Source organism: Endozoicomonas sp. SESOKO4, assembly GCF_024606275.1.
Genome location: NZ_JAHHPS010000640.1, coordinates 1 through 1,577, shown reverse-complemented (window position 1 = coordinate 1,577; position 1,577 = coordinate 1). Strand labels below are relative to the sequence as shown.

Here is a 1,577-nt window from a genome sequence, read left to right as displayed (position 1 = left end):
TGAATTTTTTCTCTTTCTACCCGGGCCTTTCTTTTTTTTCTGAACAGGTTCTGATGAGTCAGGCTCTGTTTCTTGCCGCGGTGGTCTTGCTCTTTTTTTACCTCGAGTGCCCGACAGGCAGCTTTTGCATAACAGTGCTGAAACTGCTGCCTCATGGGCTACACGTCTTAATTCCTGTAGATTCAGTGCCTTGCCACACTTGGTACAAGTTACAACCGAACTTGCGGTATCCTGCGCAGCAGAGGGTTCCATTGGATCATCGCCGCCACGACCATTGCCGACTGTCGAACCAATGACCTTTCTATGGGCAGCAGCTTGGGAAACCTGATGGGATTTTCGAGTCTGGCTTTTTGTCTCGGTCGTTGATGCTTTGGTCGTTTGGGAGGATTGACTCTTTTCCCTGTTAGCCGCCTGTCGGCCAGAATATTTGTCAGAAGTGACCTCAAGGTAAACACTGAGTTCCCGACCATTCTCTGCCAGCCGTGTCTGAACCAGCACCGGATGCATATTGGCGGTGTTTGATCTTTCCAGGTCCAAAAGGTCCGCTTCAATCACCATGATCCGGTTTGACAATATCCGGGCCAGGGTGGTTTGCCCTGTCGTAATAGCCCATAGTCGTTTGATTCGCAACATTTGAAGGAGTTGCTTTTTTTGTTGCAGGCATTTTTGAATAGGGTCAGAAACAAGATTAAGGTCAAGGTCAGTCCGGGACTCAGGGTCAGGATTCCAGTTATTTCTGTCAGTTGGCTTATCGCCATCATCTCCCCCGGCAGCGGCGATGGTGTTCAGCTTATTGGAAGTGTTATCGGGGACTTCCGGGGGCATAGCCAACAGTTCAGTGCGGAGTGTTGGCTTCATTGGCCAGATGGCTTGGGGAGGCAGTTGGAGAGACTGAAGAGGACTATTATTTGGCAGCCGCCGCAGTAAACTGAAGGCGAATTTCATAAACCCAGCCGGAACAGGGTCGGGCGGTTCAGGTTCGGCCAACTGATAGGGATATAAGAAATGTACTGGTAGTGGGCTTGAGCCGATCCATTCCAAAGCTTGCAGTGACTCCCCAAACATTATTGCCACCAGCAGAAGCAGTGATCGAACCATTGAGAAGGCAGTTTTGTTTTTTTGTGAGCGTCTCATAGATTCAGGCTAATAAAATCAGCGTCTGTGAATCCATCCGCTTTTGGAAAAATTCATACGTCATTCGGATAGGGCCCATTGATTGACGTTTGCGCGAGACTTCATAGCACTGCACCGGCGAACTTGCCATGAACGGAGTTGGCTGACGTTTTTTTTTCAGAAGCTTTTATCATACGACACAGATCTTTTTTATAAAATAACTCCACACCGATCAAGCAACTCTAGTTCCTGACAACTCTGATAAACATCAGGATCAACCTCTGATAATAAAGGATCTCGCCTTTTTAACAGCTTTATTTCGCCGCATGCCCGTTGCCTCCATCCTTCCATTATGTGGTTATCGATATCGATTTTGGCTTTTTTAAGAGCGGTAACGATATGCATAAGCTCCATTTCATCCCTGTACCCGTCCAGTAATGTCAGTATTTCGATGTCAAAAACTC

The 1,577-nt window shown here is 47.6% G+C and carries 2 protein-coding genes; both read right to left on the bottom strand.

From position 1 onward, the window contains the following. Positions 1-1,098: hypothetical protein (locus KDK16_RS12455; protein WP_257276368.1), on the bottom strand; the 1,098-nt coding region annotated here is incomplete at its 3' end. 225 nt (positions 1,099-1,323) lie between these two features. Then, the coding region (locus tag KDK16_RS12450; RefSeq protein ID WP_257252955.1) for a hypothetical protein at positions 1,324-1,577 on the bottom strand (254 nt) is incomplete at its 5' end.